At 65.9% G+C, this 17,647-nt stretch carries 15 protein-coding genes; 7 read left to right on the top strand and 8 right to left on the bottom strand.

The window, feature by feature from the left end; translation table 11 throughout:
* Window positions 1-11: 11 nt before the first annotated feature.
* The 3 genes from cydB (at window position 12) to OVA30_RS15385 (ending at window position 1,502) form a co-directional block, all read left to right on the top strand.
* Window positions 12-1,022 (top strand): cytochrome d ubiquinol oxidase subunit II, encoded by a 1,011-nt coding sequence (gene cydB, locus OVA30_RS15395; protein WP_268175977.1) that lies wholly within the window; start codon window positions 12-14, stop codon window positions 1,020-1,022.
* Window positions 1,022-1,201: a DUF2474 family protein gene (locus tag OVA30_RS15390; RefSeq protein WP_268175976.1), complete on the top strand. Its 180-nt coding sequence runs from the start codon at window positions 1,022-1,024 to the stop codon at window positions 1,199-1,201. Before cydB ends, OVA30_RS15390 begins: the two co-directional genes overlap by 1 nt.
* A 91-nt stretch (window positions 1,202-1,292) precedes the next feature.
* Window positions 1,293-1,502 (top strand): hypothetical protein, encoded by a 210-nt coding sequence (locus OVA30_RS15385; protein ID WP_268175975.1) that lies wholly within the window; start codon window positions 1,293-1,295, stop codon window positions 1,500-1,502.
* On the opposite strand, the gene OVA30_RS15380 is transcribed toward OVA30_RS15385, so the two are convergent.
* The gene (locus tag OVA30_RS15380) at window positions 1,492-1,818 is read right to left on the bottom strand and encodes a hypothetical protein (RefSeq protein WP_268175974.1); all 327 of its coding nucleotides are present in this window, start codon (window positions 1,816-1,818) and stop codon (window positions 1,492-1,494) included. The two genes, OVA30_RS15385 and OVA30_RS15380, sit on opposite strands and share 11 nt — an antisense overlap.
* Window positions 1,819-1,860: 42 nt before the next feature.
* Between OVA30_RS15380 and OVA30_RS15375 the strand changes: the two genes are divergently transcribed.
* From OVA30_RS15375 to clcA, 3 genes are all read left to right on the top strand, one after another.
* A complete protein-coding gene (locus OVA30_RS15375) occupies window positions 1,861-3,171 on the top strand; it encodes an efflux RND transporter periplasmic adaptor subunit (protein WP_268175973.1) in 1,311 nt (436 codons plus the stop codon).
* A gap of 119 nt (window positions 3,172-3,290) precedes the next feature.
* The gene (locus OVA30_RS15370) at window positions 3,291-6,422 is read left to right on the top strand and encodes an efflux RND transporter permease subunit (RefSeq protein WP_268175972.1); all 3,132 of its coding nucleotides are present in this window, start codon (window positions 3,291-3,293) and stop codon (window positions 6,420-6,422) included.
* A gap of 128 nt (window positions 6,423-6,550) precedes the next feature.
* Window positions 6,551-7,918, top strand: a complete 1,368-nt coding sequence (clcA, locus tag OVA30_RS15365; protein ID WP_268175971.1) for a H(+)/Cl(-) exchange transporter ClcA — start codon at window positions 6,551-6,553, stop codon at window positions 7,916-7,918.
* A 583-nt stretch (window positions 7,919-8,501) separates the two neighbouring features.
* Here the strand turns inward: clcA and OVA30_RS15360 are convergent.
* The 6 genes from OVA30_RS15360 to OVA30_RS15335 all read right to left on the bottom strand — a co-directional run bounded on the left by OVA30_RS15360 (window position 8,502) and on the right by OVA30_RS15335 (window position 15,502).
* Window positions 8,502-8,861 carry an acid-activated periplasmic chaperone HdeA gene (locus OVA30_RS15360; protein WP_238508723.1) on the bottom strand — a complete coding sequence of 120 codons (360 nt, stop codon included), beginning with the start codon at window positions 8,859-8,861 and terminating at the stop codon, window positions 8,502-8,504.
* Between the two features lie 664 nt (window positions 8,862-9,525).
* On the bottom strand, window positions 9,526-11,016 hold the full coding sequence (locus tag OVA30_RS15355) for a Do family serine endopeptidase (RefSeq protein ID WP_268175970.1): 1,491 nt from the start codon (window positions 11,014-11,016) through the stop codon (window positions 9,526-9,528).
* A gap of 334 nt (window positions 11,017-11,350) precedes the next feature.
* Complete coding sequence (locus OVA30_RS15350) at window positions 11,351-13,048, bottom strand: methyl-accepting chemotaxis protein (protein ID WP_268175969.1); 1,698 nt, start codon at window positions 13,046-13,048, stop codon at window positions 11,351-11,353.
* Window positions 13,049-13,178: 130 nt separating this feature from the next.
* Window positions 13,179-13,982, bottom strand: coding sequence for a GAF domain-containing protein (locus tag OVA30_RS15345; RefSeq protein ID WP_253397660.1), 804 nt, complete (start codon window positions 13,980-13,982; stop codon window positions 13,179-13,181).
* A gap of 446 nt (window positions 13,983-14,428) precedes the next feature.
* Window positions 14,429-15,136, bottom strand: a complete 708-nt coding sequence (locus OVA30_RS15340) for a YoaK family protein (protein ID WP_268175968.1) — start codon at window positions 15,134-15,136, stop codon at window positions 14,429-14,431.
* Between the two features lie 147 nt (window positions 15,137-15,283).
* Entirely contained in the window at window positions 15,284-15,502 is a 219-nt protein-coding gene (locus tag OVA30_RS15335; RefSeq protein ID WP_268175967.1) for a hypothetical protein, read from the bottom strand.
* A gap of 97 nt (window positions 15,503-15,599) precedes the next feature.
* Between OVA30_RS15335 and OVA30_RS15330 the strand changes: the two genes are divergently transcribed.
* Window positions 15,600-16,469, top strand: coding sequence for a LysR family transcriptional regulator (locus OVA30_RS15330; RefSeq protein WP_265224992.1), 870 nt, complete (start codon window positions 15,600-15,602; stop codon window positions 16,467-16,469).
* Here the strand turns inward: OVA30_RS15330 and OVA30_RS15325 are convergent.
* Window positions 16,448-17,374 carry an alpha/beta fold hydrolase gene (locus OVA30_RS15325; RefSeq protein WP_268175966.1) on the bottom strand — a complete coding sequence of 309 codons (927 nt, stop codon included), beginning with the start codon at window positions 17,372-17,374 and terminating at the stop codon, window positions 16,448-16,450. The genes OVA30_RS15330 and OVA30_RS15325 overlap by 22 nt on opposite strands.
* Window positions 17,375-17,647 lie beyond the last annotated feature (273 nt).

The following is a 17,647-nucleotide window of genomic DNA, read 5'->3' as shown; positions in this document are numbered from 1 at the left end:
AAGCGGTTTCGATGTCTCTCGACCTCACGCTGATCTGGGCCGTCCTGATCGCCACCGCCGTGTTCCTCTACGTGGCGATGGACGGGTTCGATCTCGGCATCGGCATCCTGTTCCCGGCCATGTCCGCCAAGGCCGATCGGGACGTGATGGTGAACTCCGTCGCCCCCGTCTGGGACGGCAACGAGACCTGGCTGATCCTCGGCGGCGGCGGCCTCTTCGCGGTCTTCCCGCTGGCCTACGTGACGATCCTGCCGGCGCTCTACATGCCGCTGATCCTGATGCTGCTCGCCCTCGTCTTCCGCGGTGTCGCCTTCGAGATGCGCTTTCGCATGGTCACGGCGCGGGGTCAGCTCTGGTGGGACCGGGCTTTCTCCTGGGGCAGCTACGTCGCGGCCTTCTGCCAGGGCATCGCGCTCGGCGCCCTCGTCCAGGGCATCCGCGTCGAGGGGCGGGCCTATGCCGGCGGCTGGTGGGACTGGCTCACCCCCTTCTCCCTGCTGACCGGCGTGGCGCTGGTGGTGGGCTACGCGCTCCTGGGCGCATGCTGGCTCATCTGGAAGACGGGGGGCGAATTGCAGATCCGCGCTTACCGCCTCGCCCGCCCTCTGGGCCTCGCGACCTTGCTCCTGATCGCGATCATCTCACTCACGATGCTCGTCCTCAGCGCCCCCTTCCGCGAGCGCTGGCTCTCCTTCCCCGGCCTCCTCGTCGGGGCGCCGGTGCCCGTGCTCGTCGGGCTGCTGGCTTTGCGCTTCCAGCGCTCGCTGGAGCGGCGGGAGGAGCTCATGCCCTTCCTCTGCGCGCTCGGCTTCTTTCTGCTCTCTTACATCGGGCTCGCCATCAGCTTTTGGCCGATGATCGTGCCGCCGGACATCTCGATCTGGGCCGCGGCCACGCATCCGAGCAGCCAAGCCTTTCTTCTCGCCGGTGCGGTGGTGCTGGTGCCGATGGTGCTCGGATACACGGCCTACGTGTACTGGCTGTTCCGCGGCAAGGTCACACCGGAATCCGGGTATCACTGATGGGTCTTCATCAGCCGATGGCGGAGCCTGCCTTCAGGCCCGACGCCGCACGGGTTCGCAGCGAGACGATCACCGGCAAGCTCCGGCGGATCGGCTGGTTCGTTCTGCTCTGGGCAATGAGTGTCGTCAGCCTGACGCTCATCGCCCTCCCGCTTCGATGGCTGCTGAAATCGACCTGATCGGCGATCCGAACAGGGGCGCGGACCGGACGGGTGGTTCGGTGCGCGACCTCGCGCCTCGGACGCGTCCCGTCGGGAACAGTCCTCTGCGATGAAGAATCCGCAAATCCCTGACGATCTCGTGGAGTCATACCGGAATTGGATTGATCATCGTCAAGGTGCTGGCCTGCCCGCCTCGGCTATACTGTCGGTCTTGCAGGGATTGACCATGCCTCAGTTCGATCCGCCTGCCGGCGCCGACTTGAATCGCCACGTCGCCACCGTCGCCCATCCTGACGAAGAGGCCCGGTTCAAACCCTGATTGGTAGATTTTCCAATTTACCGCCCGCCAATCGATCAATCATGATGGAGGATGCGCCATGCGAAGCGTTGCAATGCTCGTTGCTGTTCCGGTGATGATGATGGGAGTCAATATCTATACTGCGACGATGGCCATGAGCCGGCCGGGCCAGATCATGACGACGCGCGACATGAATATCGAGTGTCGCGGCAATGGATGGGTCGGACGCGGTGCGAGAGATTGCTGCAGCGGTCGCTGCCGGGTTCTGAAATCGAAGCGATGCAAGTGCATCGGCAATAAGCCGTCGTTCTAGAGCGCATTCCGGCGAAGTGGTCACCGGTTCGTCGAAAGAATACGTGTCAAACCCCCGGAGGCGGACATGACGATGACCGGCATGTTCACGCTCCGGGTCTGGGTGGCCGCCGCAACGCTCTCCGCCGCGTGCCCGCCCGCCATTTCGACGGCGTTCGCGCAGGCCGAGCCGACGGGCCCCCCCGTCGTCGGCATCATCGCCGCGCGCAAGGAGCCGATCACCCAGACGGAGCAGTTCATCGGCCGCATCGAGGCGAAGCAGCGCGTCGACATCGTCGCCCGGGTGACGGCGTTCATCGAGAAGCGGCTCTTCGTCGAGGGCACGGATGTCGAGGAAGGCGCGCTCCTCTACCTCCTCGAGCAGGGCCCGTTCCAGGCGGTCGTGGCCGCGCAGAAGGCGCAGATTGCGCAGGTCGAAGCGCAATTGGAGAACGCGCGTCTGACGACGCAGCGCGCCCGAACCCTGCTCGGCGGGCCGGCCGGGCAGCAATCGACCTACGACGCGGCCCTCGCGAACGAGCGGGCCTTGGAGGCGCAGCTCCAAGGCGCACACGCCCAGCTCGACACGGCGCAGATCAATCTCGGCTACACGGAGATCCGCGCGCCGATTGCCGGCCAGATCGGGCGCACATCCCTGACGATCGGCAACGTCGTCGGGCCGGGCTCCGGAGTGCTGACGACGATCATCAGCCAGGACCCGATGTTCGTGACGTTTCCGGTGCCGGTCCGTGAAGCGATCAATCTGAGAGCGCGCTATGGGCCGACGGGCGGATTCGGCGCCGTCCTGATCCGGGCGCAACTCCCGGACGGCCGCTTCTACGATCACACCGGGACGCTCGATTTCGTCAACAACACCATCGCGACGAATACCGACACGATCCTGCTTCGCGGCGTGCTGCCGAACCCTCCGATCTTCGGTCAAACCCGCAGCTTGCTCACCCTTCGTGAACTCACGGATGGCGAGTTCGTGACCGTGTTCCTCGAGGGCGTCGAGCCGGTCGAGGTGGTCGCGATTCCCCGCGCCGCCGTCCTGGCCGACCAGCGGGGCAGCTACGTCTACGTGATCGGGCAAGACAATAAGGCCGAGGAGCGTCGGATTCAGCTTGGTCAGTCGAGCACGACGCTCGCGGCAGTGACGGGCGGCCTCAAGGTCGGAGAGCAGGTCATCGCCGAAGGCTTGCAGCGGGTCCGCGCGGGCGAGACGGTTTCTCCCAAACCCGCCGACGCCATTCTGCAGAGGATGATGCGGAATTCGGCCGTGAACGCGGACCGCGCGGGGCCGGCTGCGTCCGTTTCGCCGCCTGCCGGACACGCTCCGACGGGAGCCGCCAGCGGCGCCGGTCCGAGCGCGAGCGGCAGCCCGAACAGCCGGCGCTAGCGCAGCATGGGACGCCGCCCCCCTCGCCCCGTCCCTTGCCTCGTCCCGTGTCCCGCTCCGCGGCCCCTCGTCCCGGATCGCACTTCGTTTGTCCCAGGCGGCCGAGCCCGAGGCGCGTCATGATCTCATCCATCTTCGTGGACCGCCCCCGGCTCGCGATCGTCATCGCGCTGATCATCACGATCGCCGGGGGGCTGGCGCTGCTCCGGATCCCGGTCGCGCAGCTTCCCGACATCGTGCCGCCGCAGGTGAGTGTGTCGGGGATGTATCCGGGGGCCTCTGCCGAGGTCGTCGAGGCGAGTGTCGCCCAGCCGCTCGAGGCGCAGGTCATCGGCGTCGACCGCATGATCTACATGAAGTCCACGAGTGCCAATGACGGCAGCTACAGCCTGGCGGTGAGTTTCGACCTCGGCTCCGACCCGGATATCAACACGGTCAACGTCAACAACCGCGTGCAGTCGGCCTTGTCGCAGCTCCCGTCCGAGGTGCAGCTGCAGGGGCTCAAGGTGCAGAAGAAGTCGTCCGCGATCCTGCTGTTTGCCGTCCTCTACAGCGAGACGGGCGCGCAGGACCCGCTCTTCATCACGAACTACGCCATCATCAACGTGCTCGACGAGATTTCGCGCACGGCCGGAGTGGGCCAGGCCAACCTGTTCGCGCGGATGAACTACTCGATGCGCATCTGGTTCGACACGGATCGCCTCACGAGCCTGAATTTCGCGCCGTCGGACGTGGTGGATGCCATCCGGGCGCAAAGCGTTCAGGCGCCGGTCGGCCGCATCGGCGCGCCGCCGATCACGAACGAGCAGCAGATCCAGATGAACGTGCAGACGCAGGGTCGGTTGTCGACGCCGGCACAATTCGGCGCGATCGTCCTGCGGACGAATTCCGACGGCTCCGTGGTGCGCATCCGCGACGTCGCCCGGGTGGAACTCAGCGCGCAGAGCTTCGACAGCGAATCCCGGCTCGACGGCCGCCCCGGTGTCCCTGTCGCCATCTATCTCGTGCCCGGCGCCAACGCGGTGCGGACCGCGAGCGCCGTGAAAGCAACCCTGGAGAAGCTGTCGGCGCGCTTCCCGGCAGGCTTGCGATACGTGGTCGTGCACGATTCCACGACCTTCGTGAAGGACACCATCTCCGAGGTGCTGCGGACGCTGGCCGAGGCCTTCGTCCTCGTCGTCCTCGTCGTGTTTCTGTTCCTCGGAAATCTGCGGGCGACGGTGATCCCCGCCATCGCCGTGCCGGTGAGCCTCATCGGCACCTTCGCGGTGCTCTACGTGCTCGGCTACTCGGCCAACACCGTGTCGCTCCTGGCGATGGTGCTCGCCATCGGCATCGTGGTCGACGACGCCATCGTCGTCGTCGAGAATGTCGAACGGGTGATGGAGGAGCATCCGGAGCTGTCGCCGGCCGAGGCGACGAAGCTCGCCATGACGCAGATCACGGCCCCCATCATCGCCATCACGCTCGTCCTCCTGTCCGTCTTCGTTCCGATCGCCTTCATCCCGGGCGTGTCGGGAACGCTGTTTCGCCAGTTCGCCGTCACGATCAGCGCCGCGATGCTGATCTCGGCGATCAACGCGCTGACCCTTTCGCCCGCGCTCTGCGGGGTGTTCCTGCGCCCCACGCGCGCGCGGCGGGGCATCATGGGCCGGGTGCTCAACGGAATCGACTGGGTGCGGGACCGCTATGCAGGGGGCGTCCGCCGCCTCGTCCGCGTGTCCGCGCTCTCGCTCGTGCTGGTTCTCCTGTTCGCGGGCGGCATCTTCGGCCTCTCGCGGATCACGCCCGCCGGCTTCCTTCCGGAGGAGGATCAGGGCGCCTTCTTCGTCTCGGTCCAACTGCCCGACGGCGCCTCGGTGGCCCGCACGAGTGCGGTCGCGGCGGAGGTCGAGAGGCTCCTGAAGGACATGCCCGGCGTCAATCAGGTGCTTGCGATCGTCGGCTTCTCGCTTCTGGACGGGGCGGCCGAGCCGAATTCCGCGTTCCTGGTGGCGCAGCTCAAACCCTTCGCCGATCGCCGGAGCGAGGCGGAATCCGCCGGGGGCCTGATCGGGCGCGCTTACGCAGCGGCCGGGACGATCGGGCAGGCCACGGTCCTACCCTTCAACCTTCCGCCGATCGTCGGACTCTCGACGAGCGGCGGCTTCGAATACGTGCTCGAGGCGCGAGAGGGCCAGGACCCGGCCGCGACCGACGCGGTCGTGCGCGGGCTCGTCGCGGCGGCGAACCGCGACCCGCAGCTTGCCCGCGTCTTCTCCACCTTCACGGCGTCGAATCCCTCGATCTTCCTCGACATCGACCGCACCAAGGCACAGGTGCTCGGGCTGGCGATGAGCGACGTCTTCAGTTCGCTCCAGGCCACGCTCGGCGGAGTCTACGTCAACAATTTCAACCTCTACGGCCGCACCTGGCAGGTGAATGTGGAGGGGGAGGCGGACAACCGGGGCGACATTCGCGACATCTGGAACATCTATGTCCGCGGCGCCTCGGGCCAGATGGTGCCGGTGCGTTCGGTCGCGAGCGAGCGCATCGTGCTGGGACCGCAGGTGCTCACGCGCTACAACAATTTCCGCGCCGTGAGCGTGAACGGCAGCCCGGCGCCCGGCATCTCCTCCGGCGCCGCGATGGCCGCGATGGAGCAGATCTCGGACCGGACCCTGCCGGAAGGCTACAGCTACGAGTGGACCGGGACCGCCTATCAGGAGCAGCAGGCCTCCGGGCAGACCTGGATCGTCCTCGGCCTCGCCTTCCTGTTCGCCTACCTGTTCCTCGTTGCCCTCTACGAGAGCTGGACGATCCCCATTCCGGTCCTGCTGTCGGTCGTGGTCGGCGCCTTCGGCTCCTACCTGGCCGTCAAGCTCGCCGGCCTTTCGCTCGATCTCTACAGCGAGATCGGGCTCGTGGTGCTGATCGCGCTTGCGGCCAAGAACGGCATCCTGATCGTCGAGTTCGCGAAGGATCAGCGGGAGGCCGGCGTGCCGATCCGCGAGGCCGCGATCCGCGGCGCCGAGCAGCGGTTCCGCGCCGTGATGATGACCTCCATCGCCTTCATCCTCGGCCTGGTCCCCCTCGTGATCGCCACCGGTGCGGCCCAGATCAGCCGTCGCGACGTCGGCACCGCGGTCTTCGGCGGGATGATCGCGGCCAGTTCGATCGGCATTTTCCTCGTGCCGATGCTCTACGTCACGGTGCAGACCCTGCGCGAGCGCGTGAGCAAGGGGAAGGCGAAGCAGGCTCAGCCCGCCTGACCGGTGGTCCGGGCGCCTGCGAAACCGCCCCCGTGGAACTTCGGTGAGTCCCACGGAGACATCCGTTCCGGGGACGGACCGCGTGAAGTCCAGGGTCTGCCGGCGATCAGCGAGAGGAAGGGGCGAGGATGAAGCCGGCAGATCAACCCGCCACGTCTCCGCAACAGGCACGCTTCGTTGCCGTGGCCCTGATCACCGGTGCCCTCACGGGCGTGTTCGGCGGCCTCTTCCACCTCGCCATCGACACGATCATCGATTGGCCGACATGGCTCGCCGGCCAGACCGCCGGTTGGCGGTTGGTCGCGGCGAGCGCCGCCATCACCATGGCGGCCACGGTCTTTGCCGTGTTCATCACCCGGCGCTTTGCCCCGGAAGCGAGCGGGAGCGGGGTTCCGGAAATCGAGGGGGCCATCGCCGGCATCCGGCATGTGCGCTGGGAGCGCGTGCTGCCGGTGAAGTTCATCGCCGGCATCGCGGCGATCGGCTCGGGCCTGGTTCTTGGCCGCGAGGGGCCGACCATTCACATGGGCGGCTCGGCGGCGCTCGCGGCGTCCGAGATGTTCCGGGTGAGGGACGTCGATCGGCGGGCTCTGCTGGCGGCCGGCGCGGGGGCGGGTCTCGCCTGCGCCTTCAATGCCCCGATGGCGGCCGTGCTGTTCGTCATCGAGGAAACGCGCAAGCAGTTCCCCTACAGCTTCCGGAACTACATGGGGGTGTTCGCGGCCGCGATCACCGGAACCGCGGTGACCCAGATGATCTCGGGCGCGCGGCCGGACTTGCCGCTGTCGGCCGGGGCAGCGGCGCTGGCTTCGTTGCCGGCCTTCGCCGTGCTGGGCATCATCCTGGGGGCCGTGGGCGTGCTCTTCAATCGATGCATCCTGGCGATGCTGGACCGCGCCGCCGCATGGCAGAAGCGGGCCCCGTATGTTTGGCCTGCCCTGGTCGGACTGCTCGTGGGCGCCCTGCTGATCGTCGCGCCGCGCACGGCGACGGGCGGGGAGCAGGTGATTTCACAGATCGCCGTTCTGACCCCGAGTGCGGGCGTGCTGCTGATGCTGGCGGTCGCCCGGCTCTGCACCTCGGTTGTCTGTTATTCCGTCGGCACGCCGGGTGGCATTTTCGCGCCGATCCTGTCGCTGGCGACCTGCATCGGTTTGGCCTTCGGCCTGCTCGCGCAGATGGCGTTCCCCGAGGTCTTGTCCGGCCTTGGGGTGACGCCGGTCTCCTTCGGCATCGTGGCGATGGCCGCACTCTTCAGCGCGACGGTGCACGCCCCGGCCGTGGGTGTGGTGTTGGTGCTCGAACTCACGACTGCCTACGCGCTCGTCCTGCCCATGCTGACGGCCTGCCTGACGGCCAGCCTCGTGGCCCAATGGCTCGGCGGCCGTCCGATTTATGGACAGATGCTGGAGCGCGCCCTTGCCCAGGCCGGCAGGGTGCCAGCCAAGGGCTCGGATATCGGTCTGGCTGCCGATCGGGATCGTGCGACCCACTGAACCGCCCCAAGGCCTGCAAGGCGATCGCTGAAGGCTCGCATCCGCAACGTCACACGGGTGGGGGCGGAGGCGGTGGGGGTGGCGGGGGCGGCGGCAGGGGCAATACCGGCGGTGGCGGCGGAGGGGGCAGCGGCGGAGGCGGCGGAGGCGGCAAGACCAACGGTGGCGGCGGAGGCGGCGGAGGGGCCGGGCGGCGGCGGAAGGGGCTGCGCGAGCGTCACCGTGCTGGTCGCAAGTGCCGCAGTGATGATGATCCATCGCTTCATCATGAGCGAACCTCCATCGCGCTTGGCCGACCTGTGCGGCTCTTCGGACATGACTGAAACGATAGAAGGAGGCTCGTTCGAACCGCGCTTCATCCTCGGCTCCTCTGGTCCCCGTGGACCCTCGCATTCGGCCCTGTCCGAGGTCTGCCGGTCCGGTTGCCCGGACAGGACAGGTCTGAGTCTCGAGCGCGCCGAAATCGGTCCCTGAAATCAGCGCTCGACCAGCTGCAGAAAGGATGAAGCTGGTCGATTTGCTGGCTGAGTGCTGTCGAAGCACGCGTTCGGCGAGGTCATTCAATGATGCAGTCCTATCTACATCAGAATATCTTCTTCAGCTCACCATCGATCTTCGACCATAGGGAGGCGGTCGGCGCCTTCCTGCATTCTTCAGCGACCAGGGGCGTGACCTTCTCGACCCCGGCGATATCGATGGCCACCACATCGGGCTTCTTCTGGCCCTGTTTGTAGCCTGCGGCCCATGCGACGACTTTCGGTTTGAACGTGTCTTCGAACCCGTTGAACTCCTCGCAGGTGACCTTCTCGAGGGGTTTGCTCGCCAGTTTTTCCTGATTTTTGTCGGTGCTCTTCCCGCTGGTGGTTTCGGCCTGAACGAGACCGGCGGATAAGACGACCGCAAGGGCAGACAGCAGGTAAGTCTTCGAAGATCCAGTACGCATGATGAGCTCCTTTGTCTTAGCTTGATGCCATCGACCACATCTCGTCGAACTTCAGAATGCCGAAGTTCGGCGACCTAGATCGCTTTCCGACGAAGTGGACGCCGGCTCGGCGAAAGAAAGCGCGTTGACACAAAGACCTGGAGACGCCGGCCTGATGCCGTCAGGTCGGATACGGCTCAAGCCGGCCAACAGATCTCAGTGCGACGGGCCGATCGCCGGTCGCGCCAACGTCAAATGATGATGACTTGTAATTTGATGCAGCTTGAAGATCGGCGTGTTTGTTTGATTGAGGCCAGGAAGCTAAATCAGCAGGGTCAACCGGGCCAAACACGAAGATGAGGATGGTCCACTTGTGTTAGGCTGACCGGGGCGATCATGCCATCGAGAACTGACGTCTCAACTATAGCTTGAACGGCCGTCGCTCGGCGACGTTCCGGGCGGTTGCAACTTAAAAGATACGAACCGCACCGGATTGCATGGCAGGAGCGATCCGATCGCTGATCCGGCTTGAGCGCAGGATAGCCTCGCTCTGTCGGCAAGAGCGTCCCGTGACCATCGGTGTACTGGCCCGATGACGGTCCGGACCGGCACGGTACGCTCCCGCTCGCCCGCAATGCTTTCGGCATCGAGGTGGGCGCCGCCGAAGCGGGCGATCCGGGGCGGATCAGCCCTCCTTGGTCAGGGGGACGGCGATGAAGCGGGTCTGCCCCCTGGCGCTCTTCACCCGCATCAGCACCGCCTTGCGGCCGCTCGACTCGGCAGCGCGGATCTGTGCCTGCACCTCGGAGGGCTTCGAGACGCTGGTGCCGGCGACATCCAGGATCACGTCGCCCTGGGCGATGCCCCTGGCCGCGGCCGGGCCGTCGGGATCGACATCCATCACCGCCACGCCCTCGTCGCCGAGGCCGGTCTCGCTGGCAGGGGCCAGGCTCAGGCCGAGCCGGGCCTGACCGCTCGGCGCGTCGTCGCCGCGCCGCGCCACCTTGCTGTCGCCTGGCAACGTGCCGAGTTCGACGGTCGCCACCTCGCTTTTGCCGCCCCGCAGATAGGCGAGCTTCACCTCGGTGCCGGGCTTGAGGCCGGCGATCAGCCGCGACAGATCGCGAGCGTTGTTCACGGGCACGCCGTTGACCGACTCGATCACGTCGCCCGATTTCAGGCCGGCCTTGGCCGCCGGCGTGCCGCTCTCGGCGTCATTGACGAGCGCGCCCTTGGCCTTGTCGAGGCCGAGCCCCTCGGCGATGTCCTTCGTCACCGGCTGGACCTGTACGCCGAGATAACCGCGCACCACCTTGCCGTCGGTGCGGAGCTGATCGACCACCGTCTGCACCGTCTCGGCGGGGATCGCGAAGCCGAGCCCGACCGAGCCACCGGACGGCGAGGCGATTGCCGTGTTCACGCCCACGACCTCACCGTTGACGTTGAAGGTCGGGCCGCCGGAATTGCCCTTGTTGATCGGCGCGTCGATCTGCAGGAAGTCGTCGTAGGGGCCGGCGCCGATGTCGCGACCGCGGGCGGAGACGATGCCCACCGTCACCGTGCCACCGAGGCCGAACGGGTTGCCGATGGCCAAGACCCAGTCGCCGACGCGCGGGGCGCCCTTGCCGAACTGGACATAGGGATAACTGCCGCTCTCGGTGATCTTCAGGAGGGCGATGTCGGTCTTGGAGTCCTTGCCGATCACTTTGGCGTCGAGGGTGCGGCCATCGTCGAGCGTGACCTGCACGGTCTTGGCCTTGTCGACGACGTGGTTGTTGGTCACCACGTAGCCGTCCGCCGAGATGATGAAACCGGAGCCGACCCCGCCCCGCGGCCGCATGCCGCGACCGCCCGGCCCACCCTGGCCGAAGCGCTTGAAGAACTCACGCAGTTGCGGCGGCACCTGCTGCATGTTCGGGCCGCCGGGGCTGTCGTCGTCATCGTCGGCGCTGTCGTCGAGCTTCACCTTCACGGCGACGACACCCGGCTTCACCTTGTCGACGACGTTGGCGAACGAGCCCGGCGGCTGATCGGGCGCCTCGATCGGGGTCTTCGGCAGGGCCTGGGCGTAAGCCGGGGTCATGGGCTCGGCCAAGCCAAAGCCGGCCGCGCCGCCTGCGACGAGGGCGGCTGCGGCGACAGAGGCGATGGGGCGGCGGCAGACAGTCAGGGGCATGGAAGTCTCCGAACATCAATCACGGAAGCCTGCCGCCCGACCGCGCCGGAACGCGACCGAACGCCGGACTATGAGACAATGAACGAAAGTGTAGGTTGTGCCCTCCGATCATTTGATCAAACAAGTCGCAGCTCGGCCTCGTACGGAGTCAGCTATTCGTCGTCAGCAGATTTGAGACGAATTGGCTCACCGCACGAGAGGAGTGACTTGAATTCTGCCAGCCGGCCCGATTTTCATGCGAGTGACCCTGGCCCGGCACATTGGCCCGCAGGCTGTACATCAGGGCTGACCACGCCTGGGCGAATCCCATCGCGACCGCGCGGCGCCGAGCCTCTCAGCCCGTGAGAGCCTGCAAACTGGTGTTGATCTCGCCGACACCGTGTGCGGCCGTCTGCATGCTGGACGAGATCTCCTGGGTAATGGCGTTTTGCTCATCGACGGCCGAGGCGATGCCGGTCACCGTCTCCCGTACCGACCCGATCGCCTGCACGATCGAGAGCAGGGCACCCACCGCGTCTTCCGCGATTCCCTGCATCCCATGGATGTCCTGTGCAATCCGCGTCGTCGCCTGGGTCACTTGGTTCGACAGGTTCTTCACCTCGCCGGCCACCACAGCAAAACCGCGTCCGGCCTCTCCCGCCCGCGCCGCCTCGATCGTCGCATTGAGGGCCAGAAGATTGATCTGCTGACCAACGCCCTGGATGAGTTGGACGACGCCGTTCATCGATGCGGCGGCGTCCTTCAGCTTCGCTGTGGAGCGGTCCGCCACGACGGTCTGGTCGTGGATGGCGTCCACTTCCGAGCGCGAGCGGGCCAGGCTCTGCGCGATGTCACCGATCGAAGCACTCAGCTCCTCTGCCGCCGAGGCAACGGTCTGCACGTTCATCAGCGTCTGGCTTGAGGCGCCGGTCGCCGCATGCTGAGCCGCCGTTTTGGCCGTGATGTCGGTGGCGTACTTCACGACCTTGAACGGCTTGCCGTCCGCATCGAAGATCGGGTTATAGCTCGCCTGGATCCAGACCGCCCGCCCGCCCCTGCCGAGGCGCTTGAACACGCCCGCCCGGTACTCACCCCGCCGCAGGGCCTCCCACAGCTGCAGGTACTCCGCGGACTGGACCTGAGACGGCTCGACGAAGGTCCGATGGTGCTGGCCGCGGACCTCGTCCAGCCGATAGCCGACAACGCTCAGGAAGTTCTCGTTGGCGTCGAGGATGGTGCCATCCATGTCGAAATGGATGACGCCCTGTGACCGGTTGATGGCCGCGATCTGCCCCGCCACGTCGGCCCGGTGCAGCTTGTCCTGAGTGATGTCGGTCGCGAACTTCACGACCTTGTACGGGTTGCCCTGGCTGTCGCGAACCGGATTGTAGATGGCCTGCAGCCAAATCTCCCGTCCATCCTTGCCGATGCGCTTGTACTCGGCGCGCTGGAACTCGCCGCGCGCCAGAGCCGCCCAGAACGCGCGATAGGCTTGGCTGTCGCGTTCTGCCGGAGCGACAAACAGGCTGTGGTGCCGGCCCTGCACCTCTTCCAGCTTATAGCCGACAGCGTCGAGGAAGCCGGTATTAGCCATGAGGATGGTGCCATCCAGGGCAAACTCGATTGTGGCGCGCGAGCAGCTGATGGCCTCAAGGACCGCCGCGTGATCGGCGCTGCTCTGCTGCTGTGCCGTGACATCGACCGCGAGGAGAACGATTTTGCTCACCCGGCCGGTACGGTCGAGCACGGGGCAGTAGCTGACCTGCAGCCAGATCGCGTCGCGCTGCTTGGTGAGATGCCGAGAGCACGCGGTCCGGGATTCGCCTCGGGTCACCGCTGCCCAGAGTTCCTGCTGCTCCGCGCGGGTCGCCTCGTACGGATCCCGGACGACATCCAGTGTGTGGCCCTGTAATTCGTCGAAGCTATACCCGAGCCAGTCGAGATAGCATGCATTGGCACTCAAGACGGTGCCAGCCGGCGTGAGCTCCACCATGCCATGCGCACGACCGAAAGCGTGCAACACGGCACGATCGCCGCGAAAGAACAGCGACATGCATCCATCCCAGAGGCGGCATTGTTCGATTGAACCGCGCCCCTTTGAAGGACGGGAGCGCCGCACTGCCGCCAGGCGGTCTGCCGTTGGACAAGATGGGCAATCAGGTCCTAAAAACTCGTTAAACGACCTATTGATCTTTGTTGTTACTGATTTTTCTCACAAGTTGTACGCCGGGATCGGCCGCATCATGCCCGAGAAATACAATCCCTTCGCCTTCCAGAGCCTCCTTGATTTTTACTGTCGTGGACGGGCTACTTGGACGGCTTTGCTCATCCGCCTCCATTCGTTTGATGGTGTTCGGCGAGAGGCCGGTTTTCAGGCTCAGCTCGTCGATGGACCAGCCGAGCATCGCCCTGGCCGCACGAACCTGCAGGCCTGTGATCAGGGATGGCGTTTCGGTACGCGGCCTACCCTGTGCGAAATGTGGGAAGACCCTGTTTTGTCCGGATGCAAGGGTTCTCAACCAGATTTCATCTGTAATCACCTGCGCCAATCGGGCTAACAGCCGGCTGTCTTCTTCGTCGAAGGCGCGCAACTTCCTGTCGATGAGGCAGAGCGAGCCGATCCTTGTCCCCGGTGCGACGATGAGGGGCGCGCCCGCATAGAAGCGGATGAAGGGTTCCCCGGTCACGAGCGGATTCAGGGCGAAATCAGCATGGGCGCGCGCATCGGGAACCACGAACACGCTGTCGTGCAGGATCGTATAGTTGCAGAAGGCCTGTTCCCGCGGCGTGCCCGAGACGTGCAGGCCACACTTGGCCTTGAACCATTGTCGGTCCTCATCGAGCAGGGAAATCAGCGCGATCGGGACATCGAAGAGGGTCTGGGCCAGCTGAGTGATGCGGTCGAAGGCTGGATCCGGTGGTGTGTCGAGCAGCTGCAAGCGATGCAAGGCGGCAAGCCGCCGGCTTTCGCTCTGGCCCGGCGGCATGGGCCATGTCAGTGCTGTTCTGGTCATCGCTTGCACAGCCGATCCGCTCGAGAGACGCCGACCCCATTGCATCAGGCCGGCGTCTCTCGGTCTTTGTTTCACTGCGCTTTCTTTCGCCGAACCGGCGTCCATTTCGTCGGAAAGCGCTCTGACAGGCGGCTTTGTATCAAGGCCGCGACGTACAACGGAGAATGGGTCTGATCGGCGCGGGAACGATATCCCTCGCCGACGAAGAGCGGACCGTTGTAGGTTGAGTGTCTTGGCTCAGTGACGCCTGGGGCTGCATGGCAGCGATGCGGAAGGGTCAACGCCAAGATCGATTGCGCAAAATGCAAATATTGTTCCGTCATGCCCGCCGCGCCTTCGAGCCGTATCGCTCAAGATCGGGCGTTCGAGCCTACAATCGTCGTGGCCACTTCATCGCGTGAGCCCATCTCCGGCGTCGCTCACGTCGTGGCGTTCGCTTCGGCGGGCGTCATCGCCACAAGGACGATCAGGCCGATCAAGATCATAATCGGCAGCGTGATACAGCCGAAGGCCAGATGGGCGATCCCGAAGGCGCCGCACAGAGCGCCCGCGGCGAAGGTCACGATGGCCGGCAACACCCGCAGCAGCCGCGCGCGCGTCTGAGCCGGGCTCCCCGACGTTCTCAGGGCAAGATCCATGGCATCGATGACCGCTTGACTGACGCTAACGGTCATCACCGTGGTCGGAGCGAGGTGGCCGAGGGAGAGACGACCGATCGCGTTCTGCACGCCCATGGCCGCGACAGCGAGCATGCCGACGATCAGCGCCGGGGCACCGTCCGGCGCATCGAGCGGCGCCCATAGGGACCCGCACAAGCCGAAACCCGCGAGGAGAACGGCCTCAACGGCGAGCAGCCAAGGCAGCGGATCAGCATCCCGCCGCTGCAGGAGCAGCGCAAGGACACGGGCCCCCGCCACGGCCGCCAAGAAGACGGGCAAAGCCAGAAGCTTCGCCAGCACGCCGGTCGAGCTCGCGACCAATTCAGCACCGATCAGGACGAAATTTCCGGTGACATGGGCCGTGAACAGGCCTGTCAGCGCGATGAAAGCCGCGGCATCGAAGAAGCCGGCGACGAAGGCAAGGGCGGTTCCAGCGGATGTGCCGCCATCCGTGATCTGCGGCTTCACGAGGCTTTCCCTAGTTTGTAGGCGGCGGAGGCGGCGCCCTGCGCTCAAGCCGCATCCGACCTGATTTGCATCAGGCCAGCGCCTCCAGGCCTTTGGCTCAACGCGCTTTCTTTTGCCGAACCGGCGGCCGCTTCGTCGGAAAGCGCTCTAGTCGTCGAGTGGCGTTTCCGTCATGGCGGCCGGAATCTGTGGGCTGGTGTAGTAGTCCGGCCAAGTCTTGCAGAGGAGCATGACCGCAATGACCAGCACGACGGTCGCGAGAAGGAAGGCGAGCGCTTCCGTGACCTGATGCGCCCATCGGCCGGATGCCGGGATTGCGACGAAGCCGCCGATGAAGATCATGGCGATGGCAACGGGAGCGGTCACTGAGCGGCTCGACGATGGTGCTGCGAATCGGGTTCGGCCTGGACCCTAAGCCTACCGGGCTCCCGAGCGGTAAGGATATCGGCTATCACGAACCGTGATGAGCAACCTCAATGTCGACCAGATCCGCTCCTTCCTGGCCGTCCTTGAAAGCGGCAGCTTCACGGCCGCTGCGCAGACCCTCGGCCTGCAGCAATCCACGGTCAGCGGGCATATCGCGCGGCTGGAACAGGCGCTGGGCCGCTCCCTCCTCATGCGGGACACGCATCGGGTCGCCCTGACGCCGGACGGCCAAGCCATGATCGGCTTTGCGCGCGACGTGCTGGAGGCGCACGACCGGCTTCGCGCCTTCTTCTCGCCGGGCGGCCTGCGCGGCCGCATCCGCCTCGGCGTCTCCGAGGACTACACGCTGTCGGCCCTGGCCCAGGTTCTGGCGCGGTTCGCGGATGGCCACCCTTCCGTCGATCTGCAGCTGACGGTCGGTCTCAGCCGGGCCCTCTACCAGGGCTACGATGCGGGCGAACTGGACGTGATCTTCTGCAAGCGCCGCCGCGGCGATCCGCGCGGTGAATTGGCTTGGGCGGAAGAGCTGGTCTGGGTGGGCCGGCCCGGCTTCGCGCCCGATCCGGCCTTGCCACTGCCGTTGGTCCTCTATCCGCCGCCCTCGATCACGCGCACCCTGGCGCTCGATGCCCTCGAAGCGGCGGGGCGTTCCTGGCGGATCGCCTGCACCAGCGGCAGCCTGATGGGGCTGCGCGCGGCCGTCGAAGCCGGTCTGGGCATCGCGCCGCACTCGGCCCAGGTGACGCCACCGGGACTGGCTCCGATCCCGGAGACGGCCGGATTGCCGCCGATCGGCGAGGTCGAGTTCGTGGTGCTCGGCTCGGGCCGACAGCATCCCGCCGCGACGGCGTTACAGGAGGCGATCCTCGCAAGCACGGCGGAGCTTCAAGCCGTTCCCGAAGGGTGAGTCTCTCGATGCCGAGCCTCGCGCCGTACGTCCCTGGGACGGTGGCCGGTGGCAAGTAGAAATGGAAGTAAGGCCGAAACAAACGCCTTCGGATGCGAGTAGTTGATCCCATGGGCGGCGCCGGGGATGACAGCAAGACGGCCGCGAGGCAGGGCCGCTGCGAGGCTCGTCACAAATGCATAGGGGACGATGTAGTCACGCGTTCCCCAAACCACGAGCGTCGGCTGCGTGACTCGGAGCACCTTCTCTCCGATGCGGTTGCCGACCATGCTGCGTAAGGTCAGGATGTAGCGCTTGATCCCACCACGGGCATAGTCGGCGAGCGCCACCCAAGCGAGCGACCAGCGCTCGAACGGTGCAATGGCAAAAAAGCCGACCACTTGCCGGACGAGGCCGCGTGATTCCGGGTCCGGCGTGGGCCCCTGCAGGACAAGGCGGTCGACGCGCTGCGGGTGAACGAGGGCCAATTCGACCAGCACCTCGCAGCCGAGCGAATTGCCGATAAAGGCCGCGCGATCGATCCCGATCGCGTCCATCCAGGCCGCCAGCGCATCGGCCAACTCGCGAACCGTGAGCACGTGAGGAGGCTTGTCGCTCAAGCCGAAGCCGGGCAGGTCAGGCGCGTAGACCCGGCGGTAAAGGGCGAGTTGCCGCGCGAGCGGGATCATGTAGCGGCTCGACATCCCGAGCCCGTGGACCAGGATCACGGGCAGGCTGTCATCGGGGACGGGATCGACCGAGACACGGGCATGCATCGTCCGGCCGTTGACGCGGGTGTGCCTCGCCGCGAGCCGGCCTGGACGTTGGCTGTGCTCCTGACCGGCACGCCGTCGGGCCAGGGAGTTCACCAGGGCCAGACGAACCAGGATTGCGCCAGCCGTCACAACGATCCACCGCAGGGGCACGCAACTTCCCGTTTCAGCCAAAGTCAATCTCGAGCGGAGCGCCGAGAAGAACCAGCCCCGCGAAACGCAACGGCTCAAGAGATTGTTTCGGAGGGCCCAGATTCCAGCCGTTCGTCAAGGCCAAGGAGCGGGCGACGTCGGCAAATGGGACGCATTGCCCATCCCCAATGCCTCCGAGCGTTTCAAACCTGAAGGGGCCGAAATCACCCCGAAGCTGCCGGGAGAAGCAAAGCTGCAAAACTGTGTTCAGCATGATGTTTGATTCAAGTCATT

Origin of the sequence: Methylorubrum sp. SL192, from assembly GCF_026672325.1 — a bacterium.
Lineage (GTDB): Bacteria > Pseudomonadota > Alphaproteobacteria > Rhizobiales > Beijerinckiaceae > Methylobacterium > Methylobacterium extorquens.
This window is presented reverse-complemented; position numbering and strand designations above follow the sequence as displayed.

What these genes read in the sequence shown, in the direction of transcription:
- OVA30_RS15390 (WP_268175976.1), top strand. Translation starts at nt 1,022, where the DNA reads ATGGGTCTTCATCAGCCGATGGCGGAGCCTGCCTTCAGGCCCGACGCC.
- OVA30_RS15360 (WP_238508723.1), bottom strand. Translation starts at nt 8,861, where the DNA reads ATGCGTACTGGATCTTCGAAGACTTACCTGCTGTCTGCCCTTGCGGTC.
- OVA30_RS15345 (WP_253397660.1), bottom strand. Translation starts at nt 13,982, where the DNA reads ATGCCGCCGGGCCAGAGCGAAAGCCGGCGGCTTGCCGCCTTGCATCGC.
- OVA30_RS15355 (WP_268175970.1), bottom strand. Translation starts at nt 11,016, where the DNA reads ATGCCCCTGACTGTCTGCCGCCGCCCCATCGCCTCTGTCGCCGCAGCC.
- OVA30_RS15385 (WP_268175975.1), top strand. Translation starts at nt 1,293, where the DNA reads ATGAAGAATCCGCAAATCCCTGACGATCTCGTGGAGTCATACCGGAAT.
- cydB (WP_268175977.1), top strand. Translation starts at nt 12, where the DNA reads ATGTCTCTCGACCTCACGCTGATCTGGGCCGTCCTGATCGCCACCGCC.
- OVA30_RS15330 (WP_265224992.1), top strand. Translation starts at nt 15,600, where the DNA reads ATGAGCAACCTCAATGTCGACCAGATCCGCTCCTTCCTGGCCGTCCTT.
- clcA (WP_268175971.1), top strand. Translation starts at nt 6,551, where the DNA reads ATGAAGCCGGCAGATCAACCCGCCACGTCTCCGCAACAGGCACGCTTC.
- OVA30_RS15375 (WP_268175973.1), top strand. Translation starts at nt 1,861, where the DNA reads ATGACGATGACCGGCATGTTCACGCTCCGGGTCTGGGTGGCCGCCGCA.
- OVA30_RS15370 (WP_268175972.1), top strand. Translation starts at nt 3,291, where the DNA reads ATGATCTCATCCATCTTCGTGGACCGCCCCCGGCTCGCGATCGTCATC.
- OVA30_RS15350 (WP_268175969.1), bottom strand. Translation starts at nt 13,048, where the DNA reads ATGTCGCTGTTCTTTCGCGGCGATCGTGCCGTGTTGCACGCTTTCGGT.